Annotated in this window: 4 protein-coding genes and 1 pseudogene; 4 read left to right on the top strand and 1 reads right to left on the bottom strand. The window is 67.5% G+C overall.

What is annotated here, in order from left to right; all coding sequences use genetic code 11:
- The 4 genes and pseudogenes from ACFRAC_RS36560 to ACFRAC_RS36575 form a co-directional block, all read left to right on the top strand.
- Positions 1-1,649, top strand: a pseudogene (locus tag ACFRAC_RS36560) (hypothetical protein); the annotation flags it as partial.
- A gap of 33 nt (positions 1,650-1,682) precedes the next feature.
- Positions 1,683-2,204 carry a hypothetical protein gene (locus tag ACFRAC_RS36565; protein WP_382939619.1) on the top strand — a complete coding sequence of 174 codons (522 nt, stop codon included), beginning with the start codon at positions 1,683-1,685 and terminating at the stop codon, positions 2,202-2,204.
- Between the two features lie 475 nt (positions 2,205-2,679).
- Positions 2,680-2,883, top strand: a complete 204-nt coding sequence (locus tag ACFRAC_RS36570) for a hypothetical protein (RefSeq protein WP_382939624.1) — start codon at positions 2,680-2,682, stop codon at positions 2,881-2,883.
- A gap of 143 nt (positions 2,884-3,026) precedes the next feature.
- The gene (locus ACFRAC_RS36575) at positions 3,027-3,410 is read left to right on the top strand and encodes a hypothetical protein (protein ID WP_382939626.1); all 384 of its coding nucleotides are present in this window, start codon (positions 3,027-3,029) and stop codon (positions 3,408-3,410) included.
- A 144-nt stretch (positions 3,411-3,554) separates the two neighbouring features.
- On the opposite strand, the gene ACFRAC_RS36580 is transcribed toward ACFRAC_RS36575, so the two are convergent.
- The gene (locus ACFRAC_RS36580; protein WP_382939630.1) at positions 3,555-3,761 is read right to left on the bottom strand and encodes a hypothetical protein; all 207 of its coding nucleotides are present in this window, start codon (positions 3,759-3,761) and stop codon (positions 3,555-3,557) included.
- Between the last annotated feature and the right edge of the window lie 479 nt (positions 3,762-4,240).

A 4,240-nucleotide genomic window follows, 5' to 3' on the forward strand; every position in this document is an offset into this window, starting at 1 on the left:
TTCAGCCATCTCCTCAGGCGTCACACCATCCCAACGACACCAACCACCCAGCAGACACGCCACTCACGAATGAAGATGACCAAGCCCTACTAGGGTTCGGCCACGACCTGCCACAGCTGCTGCCCACCGCACGGATCACCCACATGCGCCAGCCCGCGCACGCGCTGCGCGACCTGAGCGAACGCCTGTTGGAAGCACACCAGATACCCGAAACCCGGCACCAGCCGTATCTATTGGTGTGCGCGACCTCCTTGGACGAGGACGCCGCCTGGCAATTCGCCGACCTGCTCTCCCGAGCCGGGACGGTGCCCGTCACCCTGATCGCCCCCGCGACGACAGCAGCTGCCCCTTTCCCCGAGGCGGAGATCCTCAACGCCTCGCTCAGCGGCCCGCAGATGCTCGAATACACCGGCACCGACATCACCGTGCAGCGCCTGGAGCACACCGCCTACCTCCAGATCACCACCGCGCTGAAGGTGTCCGCCCAGCCACCCCACCCCGCCGAAGGCCCCTGGCAGGACGTCCCGGACGAGCTCGACAGCACGCACCAGCCCGAGCACGCGTCGCCGCCGCAGTCCGCGCCCACAGCGCCCGCCGCGGCAGCCACTGCCGCCTCGGTTCCGTCACCGGCGGCGGCAACGGACGTGAGCCGCGAGGTCTTCCCGGCCCTGCTGGGCGCCGGCACCGATCCCTCCCGGCTCCATCTCCCAGCCCCCACCGCATCCTCGACCCCGCACGACGACGAAACCGGACCGGGCGCCGAAGCAGCGGTGCCCGCAGCCTGGGCGTCACCGGCCGCCGCGGACCCCACCAATACGGCAATGGCGACCGAGGCTGACGCCCCAGGGGCGGTTCCCGAGGAACCCGCGATACCAGAAGAGGGCGAGGCGCCAGACCTGCACGCCCCGGAAATCCGGGTGCTGGGGCCACTCGAGGTGACAGGCGTGGACAGCACCGGCCACGGCCCAAAAATGGCGCAGCTCGCCGCCCTGCTGTACTTCCGGCCCGGCCGTAGCGCGGACACGCTGTGTGCCGACATGGACCCCGCCAGCCCCTGGTCGACCAGCACCCTCAACGCCCGCATGCAGGGCCTGCGCAGCTGCCTGGGCAGCGACCCATCCGGCAACCCCTACGTGCCGCGCCGCAAAGCACGCGAAGACCCCTACCGGCTCGCCCCCACCGTGCGCTGCGACTGGACCCGCTTCCTCCAACTCGCCGAGCCCGCACTACAGCAGGGCACCTCCGGCCTGACCGACCTGGAAAAGGCACTTGCACTGGTCCGCGGCAAGCCGTTCGGCGGCCGGCCACTGCCCTGGGCCGAACCCCAGGCCCAGGAAATGACCACCCGGATCATCGACGTCGCCCACACCGTGGCCACCCACCGCATCCCCCCAGGCCCGCACCACGACCTGGCCGCCGCCCGCCAAGCCGTCGCAACCGGCCTCGACAGCGACCCCACAGCCGAACTCCTCTACCGCGACTGGATGCGCATCGAAGCCGCCCGCAACAACCGCACCGGACTCCACACCGCTATCACCCGTATCCAACACATCAACCAAAACCTCGACTGCTCACTCGAAACAGAAACCACCCAACTCATCAACCAACTCCTCAACCACCCAAACACAGCGGAACACAAAGCCCGTTAGGGCGTATGTCGGACATGCTTTAGGTTGGCTGACGTGAGTGCGCGGGGGCGGGGTTACAGGTATGTCGGACCGGTTGAGCTGAAGGCTGCAGTCCGGCCTGGCAGCGGCGGGTGCCCGATCAGCTCGGCGGCTGACTTCGACGGCTGGATCGCTGAGCGATCGCCAGAAGAGCTGACCGACCCGTTCACCTTCGTTGTCGGCATGGATGGTGTGCTTCGGCTGGCGCCGCGGCGAAGCGAGCACGTGGCCTGCGCTGGCCGGGACATGGTTCTGAGTGCGGGCGAGATCAGCTTCGTGCGCGAAGTAGACCGGTGGATCGTGGGCGAGGTCAGCAACCAGTCCACCGGATACTGTCCAGACGTCACCTCCTGGTCGGCAGTCGCTCGTGCTCTGGACGAGGTAGGACTCGGGCGGCCCCGCGGGTTCACCCACGAGGTGGTGTTCCGGCGGTGCCCCGACTGCCAGGAACACAACATCGTGCGTGAGGACGACTTCGTCTGTGTCTTCTGTGGCAGTGATCTTCCTGGCGCGTGGAATGTGGATCCCACCGCATGACGGCCGCGGTCACAGCCACTCGTTGACGGCAGGACCAGGACAGTCAGTCGCTTCATAACGGACCGCGTGCCGGCGTACAAGCGAACGTGTGCCTCCTGAGCCGGTTGATCCCGCACTCGACCGCATGACGTTCACGTCGTCGACCGGGGCGAAGGCCGCCGGCCGGCAGCCGTGAGGGCCGAGCTTCCGGCGCTTGCGCGCCTGGCCGGCCCTGTCCGGGATGGTGCAGCGGATCCCATCGGCGGCGCAGGTAGGCACGGTTCTTGCCGGGGGCTACGCCTGGCCGTCCCGCACGCGATCGGGCCGGACGCGTGTGCGGCCCGGCCCGAGGCGCGGCACACTGACCTGTCCAGCACGGGTTCGAACTGCGGCGAGTCCCGGCGCTGGCCCGCCGACCACGCTCGCCACGGGCGCCCACAGCGGCTGACCCGGGCGGACCTTGATCTTGAGAGCAGAAGAAAGGTTCAATCGCCGGATGGCTGAAACTGACATCGACGTGGGAGTCGTGACGGCGCCGTCGGGAGTCCTCGTGCTGGGGATGGCGTCGTGGATCGACTACCGGCCGCAGCTGGGCCGACCGCTGCCCGAGCGCGCAAGCGCCGCGGCATCGGACGGCGGCGGACACGTCCACGACTGGATGTGTGAGCCGCAGTTCGCGCCGCCGATGACAGACCATTGATGGTGCGGGCCAGCACGGCGGCGTCGCCCTTCGACGGAGTACCGACCATCGCCGTCCTTGAGATCGATCTCGGTCTGCCCTGAGCCGGCGCCGCAGGGGACGCCCAAATCATCATCGGCGACCTACCGGTCGACCGTTGCGGCATGGTGCTCGGTGACGCGCTTGCCCTGGACTCCTGGACCGGAGAAGGCCATCCATCAACCGACGGCCTTGCCGACGTCGCCTACTGGGGAGGGCATGCGCAGGCCGCGCATCGTCAGTTCGGCGGAGACCTGATCCCGCAACACGGCACCCACGTGCGAGGGTGGCTCGACCTCCCGCTCCAAGACGCCAACAAGCTCGGCGACGCCCTCAACGACTGGCAGAGCGTCGACCAGGGCCGGGGCCTCATGGTCGCAGTCGACGAGCACACTGACTTCCACCGCTTCAACCGCGCGAGTTGGACCCAGCCGCTTCAGATCGGCGCCATCGACGTCGCTGGCTGCCCGTTCTGGGGATCAATTGGGGCAGCGGCGGCCACTCGTTGAGACATCGCGGCGAACGCCGCTTCGGACAGGTCTATCCCCTGCCTCTTCAGCCTGGTCCCACGGGCCGGACAATGATGCGCTGGACGATTGCGCCCTACGAGCAATAGTCAAGACCTGTGGACGAGATGACGTGCGGTTGGCGACTCAGTCCTGGACAGGTTCTACTCTGTGAGGCTCTGCTCCGCCGAGGTAGAGCATGCACCCCGCGGTCTCGTCCACGTCCTCCGGGTCGAAGCTCTCGGGCGGCACGACGTAGATTCCGGCGGTGGGGACGGGAACCCAGCCGAAGTCACGAGGCGGGTCGTACTCCTCGTAGTGCCCCACGCAGAGGCGAGTGGGAGGGATCGACACCGTGCAGACATCTCCTTCTCGGAGGGCAGGAGGCGCCGGCTCGAAGTGATACGGGGTCCATTCACCGCTCGAATCGGCCCACGGGAGGTGGAATGTCCCGTCCCAGCGAACTTGTCCGGAGTTGTCGATCTCTCCCCATGGCCATTGGAGACGGATGTGGGTCGCATTCACCGAGACGACCTGAGCGCTTGCCGGCTCGCAAGAGACGGTCACCTCGTCGCCAACCCGATACGCCATGTCTGATCGCCCCTGTCCCGGTCGTGAAGGACCGAGGATAGATCAAGGTCTAACCTTGACCCTGTCGGGGATCTTGGAGCTTCGCGGTGCGGCAGCATGGTCAACGGGGCATGCTCGGGTGGTTCCGCCAACCAATGCAGTTGTCGAGTGTCGGCGACGGCTGAAAAGTGGACCAGCGGCGACGCTTGAAAGTTGACCCCCTCCAGGGGCTTGGCTCGTTGAGTCAGGCCGGGAGGAGTGGT

It is taken from the genome of Streptomyces sp. NPDC056628 (genome assembly GCF_042792555.1).
Taxonomy (GTDB): Bacteria; Actinomycetota; Actinomycetes; order Streptomycetales; family Streptomycetaceae; genus Streptomyces.

Excerpts from the sequence above, each read along its gene's own strand:
- ACFRAC_RS36570 (WP_382939624.1), top strand. The coding sequence starts at position 2,680 with ATGGCTGAAACTGACATCGACGTGGGAGTCGTGACGGCGCCGTCGGGA.
- ACFRAC_RS36575 (WP_382939626.1), top strand. The coding sequence starts at position 3,027 with ATGGTGCTCGGTGACGCGCTTGCCCTGGACTCCTGGACCGGAGAAGGC.